Source organism: Roseinatronobacter alkalisoli (genome assembly GCF_028745735.1).
GTDB lineage: Bacteria > Pseudomonadota > Alphaproteobacteria > Rhodobacterales > Rhodobacteraceae > Roseinatronobacter > Roseinatronobacter alkalisoli.
On sequence record NZ_JAQZSM010000012.1, the window covers coordinates 72,802 to 92,444 of the forward strand.

A 19,643-nucleotide genomic window follows, 5' to 3' on the forward strand; every position below is an offset into this window, starting at 1 on the left:
CCACCAAGCCGCCGTGAAAGGGAAATTCCCTTGAACGACGCGGCGGTGACTGTGACAGCGGGCCTGCCATACTCTCAGACAAGTCACGCGCCGGATGGCGTGCGCGGTTCTGGCCCTTCCGATGGAAGACAGGTCAGCAACAGCGCGCCTGGTGCAGCGTGCAATGGATTTGAATGGCACAGAAAATGCTTATCGATGCCACCCACGCGGAGGAAACCCGCGTCGTGGTGGTGGACGGCAACAAGGTCGAGGAATTCGATTTTGAAACCGCAAGTCGCCGCCAGCTGGCAGGCAATATCTACCTTGCAAAGGTAACGCGCGTCGAACCATCGCTACAGGCGGCCTTCGTCGATTACGGCGGGAACCGGCATGGTTTCCTTGCGTTCAACGAAATTCATCCGGACTATTACCAAATACCGGCAGAAGACCGCGCAGCTTTGCTTGCGGAAGAACGCGCAAGTGTACGCGAGCAGGACGACGATGACCGCGCGTCCGGTGGTGAAAAGGCTGAAAAGCCTGCGAAGAAGCCGCGCAGATCATCGAACCGGCGCAAACCTGCGGCAAAGGCAGAAACCGTCAGCAGTTCCGATACCGTTGAAACCCGCGATGTTTCCGGCATGGATATTCTGGACAATGGCGATGACAGCGATACCGATACGCTGATTGCCGATGGTTTCGGCGCTGCCATAACGGATGATACGCCCGCGCCACAAGCGGAAGCCAGCCCGTCAGAAGATGCACGGCCCGCTGAAACGGATGCGCCGGACGCACCGGATGAAACCTATCGCGCAGCAGACCATGCTGCCGAAAACGATGACCGGATCGAAGCCGTGTCTGAAGGTGGCGATCCCGTTGACGAAGTACAGGTGCGCCGCAAGCCGCGCCCGCGCCGCTACAAGATTCAGGAAGTTGTCCGCGTGCGCCAGATCATGCTGGTGCAGGTCGTCAAGGAAGAGCGCGGCAACAAGGGTGCTGCGCTGACAACCTATCTGTCGCTGGCAGGTCGCTATTGCGTGCTGATGCCCAACACCGCGCGCGGGGGCGGGATAAGCCGCAAGATTACCAATGCTGCGGACCGGCAGAAGCTGAAAGCCATCGCGAATGAAATCAAGGTGCCCGAAGGGGCCGGGCTGATCATTCGCACCGCTGGCGCGAACCGCACCAAGGCAGAGATCAAGCGCGACTATGAATACCTGTTCCGGCTGTGGGAACAGATTCGCGAACTGACGCTGAAATCCATCGCACCGACCCCGATTTATGAAGAAGGCAACCTGATCAAGCGGTCCATCCGCGATCTGTATAACCGCGATATCGACGAGGTACTGGTCGAAGGCGAAGCCGGCTACCGGGTGGCCAAGGACTTCATGAAAATGATCATGCCGTCCCACGCCAGAAACGTGAAATTGTACAGCGATACAATGCCGCTATTTGCGCGCCATCAGGTCGAAAGCTATCTGGCCGGAATGATGAACCCGACAGTGCAGCTGCCTTCTGGCGGGTACATCGTGATTGGCGTGACTGAAGCGCTGGTGGCGATTGACATCAACTCCGGTAGGGCCACGCGCGAAGGCTCGATTGAAGACACCGCGCTGAAGACCAATCTTGAAGCGGCGGCGGAAATCGCGCGCCAGCTTCGCCTGCGCGATCTGGCAGGGCTGATTGTCATCGACTTCATCGATATGGAAGAGCGCAAGAACAACGCCGCCGTTGAAAAGATGCTGAAGGACAAGCTGAAATCGGACCGCGCCCGCATCCAGGTCGGCCGCATTTCGGGGTTCGGTCTGCTGGAAATGTCGCGCCAGCGCTTGCGTCCGGGTATGCTGGAAGCGACGACCCAGCCTTGTCCGCATTGCCACGGTACCGGCCTGATCCGGTCTGATGACAGCATGGGTCTGACCATCCTGCGCCAGATTGAGGAAGAAGGCACGCGCGGCAAATCGCGCGAGGTTCTGGTGCGCGCGCCTGCGGGGGCGGTGAACTTCCTGTTCAATTTCAAGCGCGAGCATATCGCCCAGATCGAAGGGCGCTATGGTATGGCGGTCCGTCTGGAAGCTGATCCGCTGATGGTCAGCCCGGATTTCAGCCTTGAACGATTCAAGACCGCAACCCGCGTATCTGTGCAGCCCAGCACGGCGGTGGTGTCACTTGATGCAAGCCACATGTCCGATCTGGAAGAAGACGACATCGCGGAAATTGAAGATGCCGTTGTCGAACCTGCCGAAAGTGAAGAGACCGCCGATCAGCCGCGTAAGAAGCGCCGTCGGCGCAGGCGCAAGCGCGGCGGCAAGGAGAATGGCGCGGATGGCACAGATGCCAACGCATCTGATCAGTCCGATACCGAAGGTGATACGCCGCCTGACAGCGAAAATACGGCGGTCGCTGCGGAACAAGCAGACGCACCGGCAGTTGCCGTGACGGGTGCTGCAGATGCTGCGGAAGAGGTGGTTGCAAAACCCAAGCGCACGCGCAAGCCACGCGCCAAAAAGGTGGTGGAACCTGCGTCCGAATCACTGCCCGCCGCAGATACCCAGCAGGACACGCAACCAGAGGGGGCCGGGGCCGAAACCCCGGACGCACCGAAGGAAAAGCCAGCCAGAAAACCACGCACGCGGCGTAAACCTGCAGCAAAGGCGGCGGCAGAACCCGCATCGGAAAGCCCGGCAGAAGCGCCGGTTGACGTGGCTGAAATGGTGGAAACCCCTATGGCCGGCGCTGAAGCCCCTGCACCTGTGGAAACAGTAGCCGAACCTGTGGTTCTTGAACCGGAACCAACCGCTCAGGTGGTCGTGCCGACCGTGCCGGATGAAAATGCGCCCGGACCCGCGCCGGAAGTGGTTGCACCAGCGCAGGATCAGCCGATGGAGGATGCTGCGGAACCCGTGTCAGAGGCGCAGGCTGAAGAACCGGTCGCAGAAACCCCGGCTAAACCCGCGCCCAAGCGCCGGGGCTGGTGGTCGCTGAAAATCTGACCTGATAAAGGGGCACCAATGGGTGCCCCTTTTCTATTGTGGTTGCGCCATGTTGCCGCATTCCACGTGAATGTGACGTGCTGTCTGGTTATGTTTGATATAGTGGCGGCTATCTGTCCGTGAACTGACCCGAAAGTTAAGCGCCATATGTTTGGAATAGACGTATTCGACGCCGCAATGCTGCCCGCGCTGCTGATCGCGCTGGGGGCGGGGGTGCTTTCGTTCATGTCGCCTTGTGTGTTGCCGATTGTGCCACCTTATCTGGCCTATATGGGCGGTATATCAATGCAGGATATGACCAGCGACGGCCGCGCCAGCAGGCGTGCCATTCTGCCCGCGTTGTTCTTTGTCATGGGGTTGTCGACCGTGTTCCTGTTGCTTGGGTTCACGGCGTCCACGATGGGGCATTTGTTCCTGCGCAATGCCGATCTGTTTGGCCAGATCGCGGGTGTTGTGGTCATTGCCTTCGGGTTGCATTTTCTGGGGTTCTACAGGCTTCTGGCACGGACCGTGGCGGCGACTTTGCAGGGAATGAATGTTCAACCGCCCGGTTTCCTTGCGGTATCGGTGTTCTCGCGTGATTTGCGTTTTGACGCGGGCGACCGGGGCGGGTCGGCCTTTGGGGCCTATGTGCTGGGGCTTGCCTTTGCTTTCGGGTGGACGCCGTGCATTGGTCCGGTTCTTGGCGCGATCCTGTCACTGGCGGCGACGGAAACCACAGTGGCGCGCGGCACCGCAATGCTGGGTGTCTATGCGCTTGGTCTGGGGCTGCCATTTTTGTTGGCTGCGATGTTTGTGCAGCGGTCCATGGCCCTGATGTCCCGGTTGAAACGGCACATGGCCATGATCGAAAAGGTCATGGGCCTGTTATTGCTGATCGTGGGCATTGCACTGGTCACGGGCGCATTTTCAGCGTTTTCGTGGTGGCTTCTGGAAACATTTCCCGCGATGTCCAGGCTGGGCTAGTGTTCCGCATCTGACACAAGGTTCCGCCAATCAGTGACGATGGTCGGCTATCGGGGACGGAGCGACCGTCGGCGATCTTGTAGCCAAGGTCTGGTTGTTGATTTGATGACGGTTGCGCGGCAGTCGAGGCAGTTACCATGTATGCAAAAAATCTATCGCTTCTTCTTCATCGTGAGCTTTCTGAACAGCGATCATACGACGAAACGCTCAAGCGATTTGAGAGCTTGCGCGGATGTGGACAGCTCCCGCGTGGGAGAAACAGGGCAGCACAACGTCTTTCCAACGACGAGATTGCACGCGCGATTTTGGGCTACGTGCCCACGGGGAGCGGATGGGCAGGGCACGTCGCTTTAATAATGGGTGATTTACGGCCCGTTGGTGGAGTATCCGCATCATTTAAGGGCGCGGCTTCTCTCCGCGCGGCGATGGCGGCACTATTCGCCAATGACGACGACTGCAATTCCCTCATGTCGCTCACGCTTTCCATAGCTCGAATTCCTGGAAACGATGAGTACCAGGCAAAGCTGATTTTCGAGGAAGACGGCCAACGGAAGACTACCTCCTACGTTTCGAAATACGCTTTGTCTCTGGCAGGGGCAGGAGCGGAAAAAGACTTCGATCATGACCGACCCTTGTCCACCAACACCCGCCAGCTCGTCCTCAACCGAGAGTTCTTTCGCAATTTAAAGCGCGACGTCGACCTTTCGCGTCATTTGGACCGGCCATTGGAAACGGATTGGCGTGAATATGAAACAGAGGAAGAGCGCAACGCTTTCCACGAGCGCCTTGGTGCGCGCAAAGGGTCAGTGTTTTTGAACCTTGGCGTTGATACCACCGTCACCTGGCCAAAGAAACCGACGCGAGTCGAGTTCGGCGGCCATCATTTCGTGCTTTTCCCAAAAACCAAGGAAACTTCGCATTCGATCAGCATTGACCTACAGGGCGAGCGCATTAGCGCAGAAGACGCCAGGACTCTTCTCAACCGGTTTCTGAGTGTTCTTTCTTGGTGTGATGATCGTCACGCCATCCTACGGCAGGGGTGGTCGGGAAACCCCGTGCCCGTGCCCGTGCCAAGGCGTGAGATGGCATTCTCGACAATGATGACTTGGATGTTCTATCGCTCACTGCCAGATGATGAACAATTGCTAAACTGCCTTTCCTACTATCGAGAAGGATTGAATGCTGCCGAGGCCGAAATTGTATCGCAGGAAGTGCTGAGCTTCTTCAAAGTCTTCGAGATGAGGCGCAAAGGTCCCCAAGTCGGGCGTTGGATAGCGGAGGAATTCGACGCGGCTTGCAAGAATGTCCCGCCGGAGTTTTTGAAGCGTTTCAATGAAGACAGACAAGAAAAGGCAGTTGAAAAGTATGTGTATGAAAATTGTCGCGTCGCAGTTGCACACGCCTCCAAGAAATTCACGTCCGATGCAGACATGTCTTCCGAAACGCGCAGGTTATCTGTCGCTGCTGAGATTGTGCGGGCTTTGGCGCGGCACTACATACGAACGACATTCAGTTTTTCAGATTCATACTTGAGCGACGAAGTAAATCAATAGCAGCCATAGGGTCGCTTCGCAGTATCGGTCAGAACGGGCTCCTTGCTGCCGTTGGGAATCTTGTGTGAGGTGCAGAACACTAGAGGGCGCGCGCGTTCAGCGCCACTCTCAGACCTGTTGATATCGCATATTCCAGAAGCTCAGGTCCGGTTGCCGCATTTTGACAACTGCGCTAACGCAATCCCAGATCTGCAAGCGCCGCGTCCAGTTCGGGCGGCAGCGTGTCATCGCCCTTGCGCGCCTTTGGCAGGTCTGGCGGGGCATCGGCGGGTTTCAGGTAGCGCCACCCCTGAAACGGGCGTTTGGGGGCCGCCGCTGTACGTATGATTTCGGGGTCAAGCACAATGGCGCAGCGCGTGATTCCATCTGCGCCAATGACTTCATCAAGACGTGTGATCGCTTGCCGCGCCAGAACGGACCCTTTGAACACCCAGTAAAGCGACCCGCCAGCAAGCAACTCATCGGCCCGTTTGGGCCACATGCGGGTGACATGGCGGGGCAGCCCGTCGGGGCCTTTGGCCTGCGGGCGGCGTTGCCATTGCACAAGATCGTCAACCTCTTCAGCGCCGACGCAAAGCTTTATCAGATGAATTTTCGCTGTCATGTCTCACCTATTGACCGCACTTCAGGTCATAGGGCTTTTTGTCCGAAGGGCAAGACCCGCCATCCCATGCACCGGACCGGCACTGACCGCGCAATGGCGTTCCGGACATGAAATGCAGCGTTTTCCCCCTCTCAACCGGCCCCGGAGTGCTGTCTGGGGCCTTGTTCGATGCGATCTTACGGGCTACAGATACACGAAACCGGACAGGGGACAGTTGCGATGGTATTCAAAGGCATTTTGCGCGGCACTGCGGTTCTGACCTTGGCGCTTGCGGTTTCGGGCTGCGGTGGCGGGTTCGGAAACTTCTTTCAAGGTGGTGAACGTTCGCGCCAGGCATCGGCAGATATTCACGCCGAAAACCGTCTGGGCGGTGTCTCATCGCGGCAGTCGACAGTTTGGGACTTGTTCTCCGGTGGGCAGGATCTGAATGTTTCGGTAGAGGTGAACCGCTATCTGTGGAACGCATCGCTTGAGATTCTGGACTTCTTGCCGATCCAGTCGGTTGACCCGTTCTCTGGTGTGATTGTCACAGGCTTTGGCACGCCGCCCGGCGGTGGTCAGGCATATCGCGCGGCGATTCTGGTCAATGATCCTGCACTTGATGCACGTTCGCTGAATGTGGCCATCATGACCCGCAGCGGCCCTGCCAGCCGCGAAACCATTCGCGCAGTCGAAGATGCCATTCTGACACGCGCGCGCCAGCTTCGCATTCGTGATCGCGGGATGTAACCCCGCTGGACCTTGTGCGACCACAGCGCTAAACACGCCGGGCCGGTCGCGCCCGGCGTTTTTCATTGCCCGACTGCCACAGGAAAGAACGAACATGTCCAGCCAGCCAGACGCGCGGTATCAGCCCCAGACACTCGAAGCCAGATGGCAGTACGCATGGAATGACGCCGAGGTGTTCAAGGCCCGCCGTGACCCCGCGCGCCCGAAATATTATGTGTTGGAAATGTTCCCCTATCCGTCCGGGCGCATTCATATGGGCCATGTGCGCAATTACACGATGGGCGATGTCGTCGCGCGCTATAAATCCGCGCAGGGGTTTTCTGTGCTGCACCCGATGGGTTGGGACGCGTTCGGCATGCCCGCGGAAAACGCCGCGATGGAACAGGGTGGCCACCCGAATGACTGGACCGAAGCCAATATTGAGGTGATGAAGGGGCAGATGAAACCCCTTGGCCTGTCGATTGACTGGTCGCGCGAAATTGCCACCTGTCGGCCCGATTATTACGGCCAGCAACAGGCAATGTTCATCGACATGCTGCATGAAGGGCTGGTCTATCGCAAGAACGCGGTGGTCAACTGGGATCCGGTGGACATGACCGTTCTGGCCAATGAACAGGTCATCGACGGCAAGGGTTGGCGGTCGGGCGCCGAGGTGGAACGCCGCGAGCTGACGCAGTGGTTTTTCAAGATTTCCGATTATTCCGAGGAATTGCTGGCGGCGCTGGACGGGCTGGAAAACTGGCCGGAAAAAGTGCGCCTGATGCAGCGCAACTGGATAGGCCAGTCGCGCGGGCTGCAATTTGCGTTTTCCACTGTGGATGCGCCGGAGGGCTTTGACCGGATCGAGGTCTATACCACCCGCCCCGACACGCTGATGGGCGCGTCTTTTGTGGGTGTGTCACCCGACCACCCGCTTGCCCGCCATCTGGAACGCCATGACGTGGATGTGGCCGCTTTCAATGCCGAATGCCGCAAGATCGGCACAACAGAGGAAGCGCTAGAAAAAGCCGAAAAACGTGGCTTTGACACTGGCATTCGCGTGCGCCACCCGTTTGATAATGACTGGGAATTGCCCGTCTATATCGCCAACTTCATTCTGATGGATTACGGCACGGGCGCAATTTTCGGTTGCCCCGCCCATGACCAGCGCGATCTGGATTTCGCCAATAAATACGGACTGCCGCATCCCGATGTGTTTGTCGCATTGGACAACGATGTGCCAGTCGACACGTTGGCCTTCGTGCCGCCCAAGACCGACAAGGTGCGCTATGTGCGTGGCTTCGCAGGTGATGAGGTGCAGACCGGCGAAGAGGCAGTCGAGGCCGCGATTGCGTTTTGCGAATCGCAAGGTGTGGGGCATGGTGTGACGAAATACCGGCTGCGCGACTGGGGCCTGTCGCGCCAGCGCTATTGGGGCTGCCCGATTCCGGTGGTGCATTGCGATGCCTGCGGCGTGGTGCCGGAACGCAAAGAAAACCTGCCCATCGCATTGCCCTATGATGAAGATGGCAGGCCTATTGATTTCTCCATCCCCGGCAACCCGCTGGACCGCCACCCGTCATGGCGCAATTGCACCTGCCCGAGTTGCGGCAAACCCGCAAAGCGTGAAACCGACACGATGGATACGTTTGTCGATTCGTCGTGGTATTATGCGCGCTTCACCTCGCCACAGGCCGACACCCCGACCAATGCCGAAGACGCCGCCTATTGGATGAACGTAGACCAGTATATCGGGGGCATTGAGCACGCGATTTTGCACCTGCTCTATTCGCGGTTCTTCGCCCGGGCCATGGTGAAAACCGGCCATTTACCTGAAACCGCGTCCGAGCCATTCAACGCGCTGTTTACGCAGGGCATGGTGACGCATGAGATTTACCAACGGGATGTAGCAAAACCCAAACCGCCGGTGAGCGGTTCTGGGCCGGACGCAGATGCTCGCCTAAAAGAGACTGTCACCAGAATAGAGTATCTGCTTCCTGAGGATGTTATTAAATTCTCAATGGATGGAAAGGACTATGCAGTTCTGAAGTCACATATTCCGAACCCATCAACTGATGAAGAAGCGAAGGAACTAGCTCGAGCCATCTATCTGGTCGATGATTCCGCCAGAGTGCGCATTATCCCTTCGGCCAAAATGTCGAAATCCAAGAAAAATGTGGTGGACCCTGTCAATATCATCGAAGCTTTCGGCGCCGATACCGCGCGCTGGTTCGTCATGTCCGACAGCCCGCCCGAACGCGATGTGGAATGGACAAGTGCGGGGGCAGAAGCCGCGTTCAAGCACCTGAACCGCGTCTGGGTGCTGTCCGACCGGATTGCTGCCATGTCGGCAGGTACGCCATCGGACGCCGACACCGACCTGATGCGCACCATGCACCGCGCGATTGCCGATGTGACCAAATCCATCGAGAATTTCACCTTCAACAAGGCAATCGCGGAACTTTACGCCTTCACCAACACGCTGTCGAAATCGCAGGCCAGCGGGGCGGCCTTGAAGACTGCCATGCGCACGCTGGCGCAATTGATGGCCCCCATGGTCCCCCATCTGGCCGAGGAAATCTGGGCGCAGCAGGGCGGCGTGGGGCTGGTCGCGCAGGCGCAATGGCCACAGGCGGACCCTGCGATGTTGGTGCGCGATACGGTGATCCTGCCCATCCAGATCAACGGCAAACGCCGCAGCGAGATCGCGGTTTCCGCCGATGCCAGCAAGGAAGAGGTTGAAAAACTTGCGCTGGCAGATGATGCTGTGATCAAGGCTTTGGCAGGCGGTGCGCCGAAAAAGCTGATCGTGGTGCCGGGGCGGATTGTGAATGTCGTTGTATAAACGCAGGCAGGTTCTGGGGGCAGGTGCCATGCTGCCCTTGTTGGCAGCATGCGGGTTCACGCCCGCCTATGCGCCCGGCGGGGCGGGAACGGCGCTGCGCGGACAGGTGCGCGCCGCTGACCCGACGGATTCGCTGGGTTTCGATTTTGTTGCAGCGCTTGAAGACCGCCTTGGTCGCCCAGCCAGCCCTCGTTTTGATCTGGCCTATAGTGTTGTCACATCTGAACGTGGGTCTGCCCGCGTGGCGGGTGTCGGGGAAACGCGGATTTCGGTTATCGGAACGGTTCGCTATGAACTGACGGAGCGTGCCACTGGCGACACTGTCACATCCGGCAGTGTTCGTAATTTCACCAATTATTCAACCACATCAACCCAGTTGGCTAGCCTGCGTGCCCGCGAGGATGCAGAACGCCGCCTGATGCGCATTCTGGCCGATCAGGTGGCAACGCGGCTGATCGCTGCGCAGGCGGAATGAAACTTAATCCGCGTGATCTGGCCCGGCTGATTTCCAGGCCCGACCCGGGCCTTGCGGGGGTTCTGATATTTGGTCAGGACGCCATGCGCGTGGCGATAAAACGGCAGGAATTGATTGCCGCTATCATTGGCCCGCAGGGCGAATCGGAAATGCGGCTGGAACGGATGCAGGGTGCGGAATTGCGCCGCGATGGCGCGCAGCTTCTGGATGCGGTCAAGGCGCAAGGCTTTTTCCCCGGCGCGCGGGTGGTGTTCGTCGAGGATGCGAGCGACGCAGCAACCGATGCCTTTGCGTCAGCGCTGACGGACTGGCGCGCAGGGGATGCACAGATCATCGTCACGGCGGGCGGGTTGAAAGCCACGTCGAAACTGCGCAAATTGTTCGAAGGGGCGCGGGCTGCGGGGGCGGCGGCCATCTATGATGAACCACCCACCCGCGAAGAGATTGAAACCGCGTTGCAAAACGCGGGCCTGCATCATGTTGATGCAGATGCCATGCGCGATCTGGTGGTGCTGGCGCGTGTGCTTGACCCTGGTGATTTCCGGCAGACCATCGAAAAGATTGCGTTATACAAGTATGGTGACAGCACTGCTCTGACCCCGGCGGACATTGCCGAAGTTGCCCCCAACAGCACCGAAGCCGCCATGGATGACGTGCTGAACGCGGTGGCCGAAGGGCAGGCCGCACAGGTTGGCCCGCTTCTGGTGCGGTTGCAGGCGCAGGGCGTGGCCCCCGTGACGCTGGCCATCATGACGCTGCGCCATTTCCGCACCCTGCACGCGCTGTGCAGCGATCCGGGTGGCCCGTCAGCCGGAATTCAGCGCATGCGCCCGCCCATATTCGGCCCACGCCGTGACCGTGTTCTGGGGCAGGCGGGCAAATGGGGACTGGCGCGGCTGGAACGTGCGCTTGGGGATATCATCGACGCTGATCTGACCTTGCGTTCGGCGTCAAACGCGCCCAGCATGGCGGTCATGGAACGCACGCTTATCCGGCTGGCAATGTTGGTGCGGCGCTGATCGGGGGCGGATATGTATACAGTCATCGGAAGAGCCAACAGCCGTGCAACCAGAGTCCTGTGGATGCTGGAGGAGTTGGGCGAAGGCTATGAGCATGTGCCCGCCGCCCCGCAATCCGAAGGGGTGGTCAGTTTCAACCCTGCAGGCAAGGTTCCGGTCCTGATAGAGGACGGCACGCCCATTACCGATTCGACCGCGATTATCCAGTATCTGGCTGATAAACATGGTGCGCTGACCTATCCGGCAGGGACACTGGACCGCGCAAGGCAGGACAGCCTGACCCAGTTCCTGCTGGATGAATTTGACGCCGCACTCTGGATGGCGGCGCGACACAGTTTCGTTCTGCCCGCTGAATTGCGCCAGTCCGCGATCAAGGATTCACTGATCTGGGAATTCACCAACAGCCAGAAAACGCTGGTGCATCGCATGGGCGATGGCCCCTATCTGATGGGCCGGAACATGACAGTACCCGACATTATCCTGACACATTGCGGTATCTGGGCGAAATTTGCCAAATTCCCGATACATGAAGCGCGCTTGTCAGCCTATCTGGAACGAATGGTCGCGCGTTCGGCGCTGGCAAAAGTCCTGTCAATGATGGGGTGATTCCGGGTTGAGAACAGACCCATAAAATTCTATTGGAAGCGTCGGTTGAAATTGGCCTGAAGCAGTCACCCAAAGGCGCGGAGCAAAGGCCGCAGGGTTTGAAGGGACCGTCGCGCCAGTGGCGCGGCGAAAGCCCGGAAAACGCGCCATCGGCGGGCCGTCCCGCGGCCTGCCGATTACGCCAGCGTCAGTTCAGTCCTTGGATGCCGGAGTATGCCGCCTGCATAAACTGCATTCTTTGAACGTGGGATCGGCAGTCCCCGGCCCACCGATAGCGCGGGCTTGATCCAAGCGCGAACGTCCCCTTCAGGCCAGAAACGACCCGTTGTTCCCGAAGCGTCAATACGCCTGCGCGTCAGTAACGTGCGGGATCTGCCGGATAGGTGCCAAGGACGTTCAGATAGGACGTGAAATAGCGCAATTCATCCAGCGCGCGTTTCACATTGTCATCTTCGGGATGGCCTTCAATCTCGGCGAAGAACTGTGTCGCGGTGAATGACCCGTTCACCATATAACTTTCCAGTTTGACCATGTTGACCCCATTTGTCGCAAAACCGCCCATCGCCTTATACAGCGCGGCTGGAATGTTGCGCACCCGGAACAGGAATGCGGTCATCATGCCATGATCGCCACGGCGGGAAAAATCGGCCTCGCGTGCCATGATCAGAAAGCGCGTGGTGTTGTTGGGGTGATCCTCGATATGGCGGGCCAATATGTCCAGCCCATAGATCTGCGCCGCCATTTCGCTGGCAAGGGCTGCATGGGTCGGGTCATTACGTTCCGCGATTTCCCGCGCAGCACGGGCATTGTCACTGCTGATGACGCCCTGAATGCCATGTTCGCGCAGGAATTGCCCGCATTGCGGCAGGATGACCACATGGCCATGCGCTTCGCGCACCTGATCCAACCGCGCGCCGCGCACCCCCAGCAGATTGACATGAACGCGCACGAAGGCCTCGTCCACGATATGCAACCCGCTTTCGGGCAGCAGGGAATGCACGTCTGCGACGCGGCCATAGATTGAATTTTCAACCGCGACCATGCCCAGATCGGCGCGTCCTTCGCGGATCGCGGCCATTGTGTCATGGAATGTGGTGCAGGGAAGCGGGTCATATTCCGGCCTTGCGTCTGCGCAAGCCTGATGCCCATATGCCCCGAGTTCCCCCTGAAATGCGATCTTGCCAGTCATGTTTGCGCCCATAGTTCACAGATTCCGCCCAATAGGGCGTTTAGTCGCGGTAACTACCGCTTGAAACCCATAAGGGGAAGCGGATAGATAGGCTCAAACTTGCTCGGAACAGGATTGCGATATGTTCGACACAATGGTCATCACCAAAGCCGTTGCCGCATTTTGCGGTGCTCTACTGGTTTTCCTTCTGGGCAACTGGGCTGCAATGGAGCTGTATGTGCCGCGTAATGCAAATGCACCACAGGCCTATGTCATCGATACCGGCACGGATGAACCGGTGGAAGCAGCCGCTGAGCTGACCTTTGATGAAGCTTATGCCGCGGCGGATGCAGCAGCCGGCGCGCGGCTGTGGTCGCAATGCCGGGCCTGCCACTCGCTTGAACAAGGGCGCAACGGAGTCGGCCCCTATCTGCATGGTATTGTGAACCGCGAAATCGGTGATGTTGATGGTTTCAACTATTCCGGCGCGCTGGCCCAGGCAGGTGATGTCTGGACGCCGGAAATTATGTCCGACTTCATCCAGAACCCAAGCGCGGTTGCCCCCGGCACTTCCATGAGTTTCCGTGGGATTGCCAGTGTAACCGACCGTGCAAACCTGATTGCCTATATCGAAAGTGAAAGCTGACTGCTTTTTCCCCTGATCGGGAATTAACAGGCCGCCCCTGAAACGGGCGGCCTGTTTGCCTTGTCTAAACGAAAATCAAATTACCTTGTAGTCAGGGGTAAATTTGTATGCGCTTATCGACAGGGGCGCAGAAAAGCTGAATAATGCCAACAAGGCGCGGTCGGAAAACAATAATCGGCCAGCACAGCACGGAGGGTTTCAATGCATCAGGGACGCGACACAAAACCGGCAGTCGGGACGGCAGGATTGCTGTCCATCCGCCATGTTGTTCAGGTTTCCGCAGCGGGATTATTGCTTGCGGCCCTATGGGCCAGCCCGGCCCGCCCTGAAACCCAAATACCTGAAACGCAGGCGTCTGAACCCCGGATCATTGTCGCGCATGGGTATTCATTCTATGGCGACCTGACCTATCCGCCGGATTTCGAGCATTTCAACTATGTCAATCCGGATGCACCGAAGGGGGGCGAAATCTCGATCTCGTGGCAGGGGACGTTCGATTCGATGAACCCCTTTACCCGTGTCGGTCGTCCGGCTTACCTGTCATCATCGATGTATGAAAGCCTGTTGGAAACATCCGAACCGATGGGCGGTGGCGGGGTTCCGGCAGATGTGTATGGCGAAAGCTACGGGTTGCTGGCGCATACGGTGGAATACCCCGAAACCAAGGATTGGGTGATTTTTCACATGCGCCCCGAAGCGCGTTTTTCCGATGGCACACCTGTCACCGCACATGACGTGGTATTTTCGCATAACCTGTTTCTGGAACAGGGTCTGCCATCCTATGCCCAAGGCGTAGGCGCGCGCGTCACAGGTGCAGAGGCGCTGGATGACCATACCGTCAAATTCACCTTCGCCGAAGGCATTTCGCGCCGGTCATTGATTGATCAGGTCGGCAGCACAACGGTTTTTTCGCAGAAATGGTATGAAGAAACCGGCGCGCGGCTGGATCAATCGCGTATGATCACCTCTCCCGGATCTGGCCCCTATATGCTCGACAGCTTTGAGGTGAACCGCAGCATCACTTATCGGCGCAACCCTGATTACTGGGGGCGTGACCTGCCGCAGAATCGCGGGCGGCATAATTTTGATGTGATCCGCGTTGAATATTTCGCCGATGGCGCTGCCGCGTTTGAAGGGTTCAAGACCGCCGAATATACGTTCCGGTCCGAAAATAATTCGCGCCAATGGGCGACGGGCTATGATTTTCCGGCAGTGACACGCGGGCATGTCGTGCGTGATGAACTGCCGGTCGGCACACCGCCCGCAGCATCCGGGTTCGTGTTCAATCTGGGACGTGAATTCCTGCAGGACAGGCGCGTGCGCGAAGCGATTGCGCTGGCCTATAATTTCGAATGGACAAACCAGACGCTGCAATTCGGACTGTTCCAGCAGCGCGCATCCTTTACCCAGGGCACGCCCTTGCAGGCGGATGGCCCGCCCGAAGGGCTGGAGCTGGAATTGCTGCAATCGCTTGGCGATCTGGTTCCCGAAGAAATCCTGACACAGCCTGCGCGCATGCCGCATACATCCAGCGTGGAACGGCTGGTTGACCGCAGCAATATACGCAGTGCTACGCGCCTGCTGAATGACGCGGGCTGGAGCATTGACGCCAATGGTGTGCTGCGCAATGAAGCCGGGCAACGCATGACCATTGAAATTCCCGTGTCCAGCGCGGGGTCGGCGACAATGGAAGCGCTGGTCGAAACCTTTACCCAGAACCTGCAGCAACTGGGCATAGATGCCCGTTTCCAGCGTATCGATGCGGCGCAATACACCGACCGACGGCACAACCGCGATTATGACATCATCTTCGACCAATATGGCGCGTTCATGGATACCGGCACAGGGCTGCATCAACGCTATGGGTCGGAAGCCGCTGAATTCAGCCTGTTCAACCCTGCCGGTCTGGCAAGCCCGCTTGTGGATGCCGTGATTGATGCATCGCTGATGGCACCGTCACCGGAAGAACGCGACGCTGCACTGATGGCGCTTGACCGTGTTTTACGGCATGAATTCTTCATGATTCCCGCATATTATAACGATACGGTCTGGGTGGCCCATTGGGATATTTTTGCCCGCCCGTCCGACGAAACGCCACCGTTTTCCACAGGTTATATGGATTTCTGGTGGTTCAATGCCGAGCGGGCCGCTGAACTGCGCGCCGCTGGAGCATTGAGGTAATCATGGGCGCCTATATTGCGCGACGGCTTGCCCTGATCATCCCGACCTTGTTCGGGGTGATGGTCATCAACTTCTTCCTTGTGCAGTTTGTGCCCGGCGGCCCGATTGAACAGGTCATTGCTCAGATGGAAGGGCAAGGCAATGTGTTCGGCGCATTTGACGGGGGCGGGGCCGATGTGAATGTCGGCGCGATGGAAAATCAGCGCTATACCGGCGCGCGCGGCCTGCCGCCGGAATATATCGCCCAGCTTGAACGTGAATTCGGTTTTGACAAACCGCCGCTGGAACGTTTCATCCATATGATGTGGAACTACATGCGCTTCGATTTCGGGCAAAGCTATTTCCGCTCCATCTCTGTGGTGGATCTGGTGATTGAAAAATTGCCTGTTTCCATCAGCCTCGGGCTGTGGTCCACGCTGATTGCCTATCTGGTCTCGATTCCGCTGGGTATCAGCAAAGCGGTGCGCGACGGGTCGCGGTTTGACAGTTTCACCTCGGGACTGATCATCGTGGCCTATGCGATTCCCGGCTTCCTGTTCGCAATCCTGCTGCTGGTTCTGTTCGCCGGCGGGTCATACTGGCAGATATTTCCGGCGCGCGGGCTGACATCACCGCAGGAAGTCTGGGACCAACTAAGCCCGATTGGCAAGGTGCTGGATTATTTCTGGCATATCGCCCTGCCGGTGCTGGCATCGACCATTTCTGCCTTTGCCACACTGACGCTGCTGACCAAGAACAGCTTTCTTGAAGAAATCCGCAAACAATATGTCATCACTGCCCGCGCCAAGGGCCTGATGGAAAGCCGCGTGTTGTATGGTCATGTGTTCCGCAATGCGATGCTGATCATCATTGCAGGGTTTCCTGCGGTGTTTGTAGGCGTGTTTTTTGGCGGGTCGCTGATCATTGAAACCATCTTTTCGCTGGATGGTCTGGGGCGACTTGCGTTTGAAGCTGTGGTTGCGCGGGATTATCCGGTGATGTTCGGCACGTTGTTCGTGTTCAGCCTGATCGGGCTGGTTGTCGGGCTGATTTCCGACCTGATGTATGTCTGGATCGACCCGCGCATCGACTTCGAATCGCGAGAGACATAGCCCATGGACCATCGCACAGATGTTTTGATCCACACGTCCCCCGCCGCGCAAAACCATGACGGGGGCGAAGCGCTGCCCCAACGCAAGCGCCGCTTCGGGTTTAACCTGTCGCCACTGAATCAGCGGCGCTGGCACAATTTCAAGGCCAATCGCCGCGCGCTCTGGTCCTTGATCATTCTGCTGGTGTTATACGGGCTTTCGCTGTTTGCCGAATTTATCGCCAATGACCGGCCCATCGTGATCAATTACCGCGGCGGATATTACTTTCCGATCCATAATTTCTATCCCGAAACGGCCTTCGGCGGGGATTTCAGGACAGAGGCTGTGTATCGCGACAGTGAAGTGCAATGCCTGATCCAAACAGGCGGGGCCGAACTGTGCCTTGATGCCCCGCGCGAAGCAATGGAACAGGCCGAAGCAACCGGCATGGTGGACGGGCAGGAAATTGTCGCGGGCTGGATGGTCTGGCCGCTGATTCCCTATTCCTATAACACCGTCAATGACATTGGCCGCGCCGCCCCGTCGCCGCCCGAAAGCCGCCACTGGCTGGGCACGGATGGCACCGCGCGCGATGTGCTGGCGCGCATTATCTACGGGTTCCGCCTGTCCATCACCTTCGCGCTGGTGGTCACGGCGCTGACATCGGTGATCGGCATTGCCGCGGGGGCGGTGCAGGGATTTTTTGGGGGGCTGCTGGATTTGTTGTTCCAGCGCGTGATTGAACTTTGGACATCGGTGCCGTCGCTTTACATCATCATTATCGTGTCCTCGATGGTCATGATGAATTTCTGGTTGCTGGTGTTCCTGATGACGCTGTTTGGCTGGACCGGTCTTGTGGGCGTGGTCCGCGCGGAATTCCTGCGCGCGCGCAATTTCGAATATGTCCGCGCCGCACGCGCACTGGGCGTGTCCAACACCACGATCATGTTCCGCCATGTCCTGCCCAATGCGATGGTGGCCACGCTGACATTCCTGCCCTTCATTGTGACCGGTGTTATCGGGTCGCTTGCCGCGCTGGATTTTCTGGGCTTCGGTCTGCCGTCATCGGCACCCAGCCTTGGGGAAATGACGCTTCAGGCCAAGAATAACCTGCAAGCGCCATGGCTTGGCTTTAGTGCCTTCTTCACCTTTGCGATCATGCTGTCGCTGCTGGTGTTCATATTTGAGGGCGTGCGCGACGCCTTCGACCCGCGAAAGACCTTTTCATGACGCGTATTCTGGCTGTTGAAAACCTGTCCGTAACCTTCACGCAGGCGGGCCATGCGGTGCCCGCTGTGCGCGGGGTGTCGTTCCATGTCGACAAGGGCGAAACCGTTGCGATTGTGGGCGAATCCGGTTCGGGGAAATCCGTCACGGCATTGTCCACAGTGGGCCTGTTGCCGGATTCCGCGCAGGTGGCGGGGTCGGTCACGTTCAAGGGGCGCGAACTTGTGGGCGCAAGCGACAAGGTTCTGCGGCAAGTGCGGGGCAATGATATCAGTTTCATCTTTCAGGAACCGATGACCTCGTTGAACCCGCTGCACACGATCGAAAAACAGATTACCGAAAGCCTGACCCTGCATCAGGGGCTGTCGGGGGCGCCGGCGCGCGCGCGGGTGCTGGAATTGCTGGACAAGGTTGGCATTCGGGATGCCGAAAGCCGCATGTCGGCCTATCCGCACCAATTGTCGGGCGGGCAGCGGCAGCGGGTGATGATCGCCATGGCGTTGGCCAACGGGCCGGAATTGCTGGTGGCAGATGAACCGACCACCGCGCTGGATGTCACCATTCAGGCGCAAATTCTTGAATTGTTGGTGGATCTGAAACGCGCTGAGGGGATGAGTCTGTTGTTCATTACCCATGATCTGAACATTGTACGCCGCTTTGCTGACCGGGTTTGTGTCATGCAGGGGGGCGAAATTGTTGAACAAGGCCCGACTGCGCAGATATTCGCGGACCCCCAGCACCCGTATACGCGCAAATTACTGGCGGCGGAATCAACCGGCACGCCTGACCCCGTGCCCGAAAATGCGCCCGAAATCCTGAAAACCGACGGGCTGCGCATCTGGTTTCCTATCCAGCGCGGGTTTCTGCGCCGCACTGTGGGCCATGTGAAGGCGGTCAATCAGGCCAGCCTGACCCTGCATGCGGGCGAAACCCTGGGCGTTGTGGGCGAATCCGGGTCTGGCAAGACAACGCTGGCGCTGGCCATCCTGCGGCTGATTTCCAGCAAGGGGCCGATTGTGTTCAACGGTGCAGATATTCAAGGGCGAAAATTCAAGGATCTGCGCGCGTTGCGGCGCGATTTGCAGATCGTGTTTCAGGACCCGTTCGGCAGCCTGTCACCGCGCATGACAATCGAACAGATCATTGCCGAGGGCCTGGGCGTGCATGGTGTGCCATCGGGGCGGTCGTCGCGCGAACTGGTCGCCGAAATCATGGAGGAAGTGGGCCTGAACCCCGCCACCATGGAACGCTACCCGCATGAATTTTCGGGCGGGCAGCGTCAGCGCATTGCAATTGCCCGCGCCATGATCCTGCGCCCGAAGCTGGTGGTACTGGACGAACCGACATCGGCGCTGGACATGACAGTGCAGGTTCAGATTGTCGAATTGCTGCGCAATCTGCAGCGCAAGCATGGGCTGGCCTATCTGTTCATCAGCCACGATCTGCGCGTTGTGCGCGCGCTGTCTCATAAGGTGATGGTGATGAAACAGGGGGACGTGGTCGAAGCCGGGCCGATTGATCAGGTGTTCGACGCCCCAAGCCATGAATATACACGCCAGTTGCTCGCTGCTGCCTTTGATATCACGGCGATTGGCGCCGCCTGATA

Annotated in this window: 15 protein-coding genes; 13 read left to right on the top strand and 2 right to left on the bottom strand. The window is 58.4% G+C overall.

All coding sequences use genetic code 11. The features are described from left to right. Positions 1-173: 173 nt before the first annotated feature. The 3 genes from PUT78_RS13415 (at position 174) to mauJ (ending at position 5,488) form a co-directional block, all read left to right on the top strand. A complete protein-coding gene (locus PUT78_RS13415) occupies positions 174-2,969 on the top strand; it encodes an Rne/Rng family ribonuclease (protein ID WP_274352776.1) in 2,796 nt (931 codons plus the stop codon). 147 nt (positions 2,970-3,116) lie between these two features. Then, on the top strand, positions 3,117-3,935 hold the full coding sequence (locus PUT78_RS13420; protein WP_274352777.1) for a cytochrome c biogenesis CcdA family protein: 819 nt from the start codon (positions 3,117-3,119) through the stop codon (positions 3,933-3,935). Between the two features lie 137 nt (positions 3,936-4,072). Beyond that, a complete protein-coding gene (gene mauJ / locus PUT78_RS13425; RefSeq protein ID WP_274352778.1) occupies positions 4,073-5,488 on the top strand; it encodes a methylamine utilization protein MauJ in 1,416 nt (471 codons plus the stop codon). A gap of 172 nt (positions 5,489-5,660) precedes the next feature. Here mauJ and PUT78_RS13430 read toward each other — a convergent pair whose 3' ends face one another. Beyond that, complete coding sequence (locus PUT78_RS13430) at positions 5,661-6,092, bottom strand: DUF1489 family protein (RefSeq protein ID WP_274352779.1); 432 nt, start codon at positions 6,090-6,092, stop codon at positions 5,661-5,663. Between the two features lie 219 nt (positions 6,093-6,311). On the opposite strand from PUT78_RS13430, the gene PUT78_RS13435 reads away from it, so the two are divergent. The 5 genes from PUT78_RS13435 (at position 6,312) to PUT78_RS13455 (ending at position 11,745) form a co-directional block, all read left to right on the top strand. Next, positions 6,312-6,821 (top strand): DUF3576 domain-containing protein, encoded by a 510-nt coding sequence (locus PUT78_RS13435; protein ID WP_274352780.1) that lies wholly within the window; start codon positions 6,312-6,314, stop codon positions 6,819-6,821. A 94-nt stretch (positions 6,822-6,915) separates the two neighbouring features. Further along, positions 6,916-9,645, top strand: a complete 2,730-nt coding sequence (gene leuS, locus PUT78_RS13440) for a leucine--tRNA ligase (protein WP_274352781.1) — start codon at positions 6,916-6,918, stop codon at positions 9,643-9,645. After that, complete coding sequence (gene lptE, locus PUT78_RS13445; protein ID WP_274352782.1) at positions 9,632-10,120, top strand: LPS assembly lipoprotein LptE; 489 nt, start codon at positions 9,632-9,634, stop codon at positions 10,118-10,120. The genes leuS and lptE overlap by 14 nt, the downstream gene beginning before the upstream one ends. After that, complete coding sequence (gene holA / locus PUT78_RS13450; protein WP_274352783.1) at positions 10,117-11,139, top strand: DNA polymerase III subunit delta; 1,023 nt, start codon at positions 10,117-10,119, stop codon at positions 11,137-11,139. The genes lptE and holA overlap by 4 nt, the downstream gene beginning before the upstream one ends. A gap of 12 nt (positions 11,140-11,151) precedes the next feature. Next, a complete protein-coding gene (locus PUT78_RS13455; protein ID WP_274352784.1) occupies positions 11,152-11,745 on the top strand; it encodes a glutathione S-transferase family protein in 594 nt (197 codons plus the stop codon). Between the two features lie 355 nt (positions 11,746-12,100). On the opposite strand, the gene PUT78_RS13460 is transcribed toward PUT78_RS13455, so the two are convergent. Continuing rightward, positions 12,101-12,934 (bottom strand): prephenate dehydratase, encoded by an 834-nt coding sequence (locus PUT78_RS13460; RefSeq protein ID WP_274352785.1) that lies wholly within the window; start codon positions 12,932-12,934, stop codon positions 12,101-12,103. Positions 12,935-13,055: 121 nt separating this feature from the next. On the opposite strand from PUT78_RS13460, the gene PUT78_RS13465 reads away from it, so the two are divergent. The 5 genes from PUT78_RS13465 to PUT78_RS13485 all read left to right on the top strand — a co-directional run bounded on the left by PUT78_RS13465 (position 13,056) and on the right by PUT78_RS13485 (position 19,641). Next, a complete protein-coding gene (locus PUT78_RS13465; protein WP_274352786.1) occupies positions 13,056-13,559 on the top strand; it encodes a c-type cytochrome in 504 nt (167 codons plus the stop codon). A 201-nt stretch (positions 13,560-13,760) separates the two neighbouring features. After that, on the top strand, positions 13,761-15,740 hold the full coding sequence (locus tag PUT78_RS13470; protein ID WP_274352787.1) for an extracellular solute-binding protein: 1,980 nt from the start codon (positions 13,761-13,763) through the stop codon (positions 15,738-15,740). A gap of 2 nt (positions 15,741-15,742) precedes the next feature. Then, on the top strand, positions 15,743-16,831 hold the full coding sequence (locus PUT78_RS13475) for a microcin C ABC transporter permease YejB (protein ID WP_274352788.1): 1,089 nt from the start codon (positions 15,743-15,745) through the stop codon (positions 16,829-16,831). A 3-nt stretch (positions 16,832-16,834) separates the two neighbouring features. Next, complete coding sequence (locus PUT78_RS13480; RefSeq protein WP_274352789.1) at positions 16,835-18,040, top strand: ABC transporter permease; 1,206 nt, start codon at positions 16,835-16,837, stop codon at positions 18,038-18,040. Continuing rightward, entirely contained in the window at positions 18,037-19,641 is a 1,605-nt protein-coding gene (locus PUT78_RS13485) for an ABC transporter ATP-binding protein (protein ID WP_274352790.1), read from the top strand. The genes PUT78_RS13480 and PUT78_RS13485 overlap by 4 nt, the downstream gene beginning before the upstream one ends. Positions 19,642-19,643: the final 2 nt, after the last annotated feature.

Bases quoted from the DNA above. Each gene is read 5' to 3' on its own strand.
- PUT78_RS13455 (WP_274352784.1), top strand. From the start codon at position 11,152: ATGTATACAGTCATCGGAAGAGCCAACAGCCGTGCAACCAGAGTCCTG.
- PUT78_RS13460 (WP_274352785.1), bottom strand. From the start codon at position 12,934: ATGACTGGCAAGATCGCATTTCAGGGGGAACTCGGGGCATATGGGCAT.
- PUT78_RS13485 (WP_274352790.1), top strand. From the start codon at position 18,037: ATGACGCGTATTCTGGCTGTTGAAAACCTGTCCGTAACCTTCACGCAG.
- PUT78_RS13465 (WP_274352786.1), top strand. From the start codon at position 13,056: ATGTTCGACACAATGGTCATCACCAAAGCCGTTGCCGCATTTTGCGGT.
- PUT78_RS13415 (WP_274352776.1), top strand. From the start codon at position 174: ATGGCACAGAAAATGCTTATCGATGCCACCCACGCGGAGGAAACCCGC.
- holA (WP_274352783.1), top strand. From the start codon at position 10,117: ATGAAACTTAATCCGCGTGATCTGGCCCGGCTGATTTCCAGGCCCGAC.
- PUT78_RS13430 (WP_274352779.1), bottom strand. From the start codon at position 6,092: ATGACAGCGAAAATTCATCTGATAAAGCTTTGCGTCGGCGCTGAAGAG.
- PUT78_RS13480 (WP_274352789.1), top strand. From the start codon at position 16,835: ATGGACCATCGCACAGATGTTTTGATCCACACGTCCCCCGCCGCGCAA.
- PUT78_RS13420 (WP_274352777.1), top strand. From the start codon at position 3,117: ATGTTTGGAATAGACGTATTCGACGCCGCAATGCTGCCCGCGCTGCTG.
- leuS (WP_274352781.1), top strand. From the start codon at position 6,916: ATGTCCAGCCAGCCAGACGCGCGGTATCAGCCCCAGACACTCGAAGCC.
- PUT78_RS13475 (WP_274352788.1), top strand. From the start codon at position 15,743: ATGGGCGCCTATATTGCGCGACGGCTTGCCCTGATCATCCCGACCTTG.
- PUT78_RS13470 (WP_274352787.1), top strand. From the start codon at position 13,761: ATGCATCAGGGACGCGACACAAAACCGGCAGTCGGGACGGCAGGATTG.
- mauJ (WP_274352778.1), top strand. From the start codon at position 4,073: ATGTATGCAAAAAATCTATCGCTTCTTCTTCATCGTGAGCTTTCTGAA.
- lptE (WP_274352782.1), top strand. From the start codon at position 9,632: ATGTCGTTGTATAAACGCAGGCAGGTTCTGGGGGCAGGTGCCATGCTG.
- PUT78_RS13435 (WP_274352780.1), top strand. From the start codon at position 6,312: ATGGTATTCAAAGGCATTTTGCGCGGCACTGCGGTTCTGACCTTGGCG.